General features: G+C 52.1%; 1 tRNA gene. It reads left to right on the forward strand.

Annotation, left to right across the window (positions count from 1 at the left end):
* Positions 1–137: 137 nt before the first annotated feature.
* A tRNA-Ala gene (locus OP497_RS17475) sits at positions 138–213 on the forward strand.
* The last annotated feature ends 319 nt before the right edge of the window (positions 214–532 follow it).

Here is a 532-nt window from a genome sequence, read left to right on the forward strand (position 1 = left end):
CACCCCTGATAAGGGTGAGGTCGGCAGTTCAAGTCTGCCCAGACCCACCAAATTTGCGTGATACTGCGTTGCTTTGCGACTCGCATAGCAGGCTATGCGTCGCCACAAAGCACCTTGTCTCACCCAAATTATTGTCTGGGGCCTTAGCTCAGCTGGGAGAGCGCCTGCCTTGCACGCAGGAGGTCAGCGGTTCGATCCCGCTAGGCTCCACCACTCAAGCCTGAAGCTGCAAGCTTGAAGCTGTAAGAAAAAACAAGCCCCACAACAGTCTTGCGGTAAGTCCTAAGCTATACGCTTCGGGTGACAGCCAGATAAACGTCACTTAAAGCTTACAGCTTAGAGCTTATGGCTCTAAACGCTCTTTAACAATGTGAATCATGCTGACAAGTTTCTTCCGAGAGGAAGAGACGCGAGATACGTTTCAAGCGTATCCGGCAATTGTCGATCGTCATTGCGGACCAGACCTCTTGGGGTTATATGGTCAAGCGATGAAGCGCATACGGTGGATGCCTAGGCAGCCAGAGGCGATGAA

The sequence above is a fragment of the Halomonas sp. 11-S5 genome (genome assembly GCF_029889825.1).
Lineage (GTDB): Bacteria > Pseudomonadota > Gammaproteobacteria > Pseudomonadales > Halomonadaceae > Halomonas.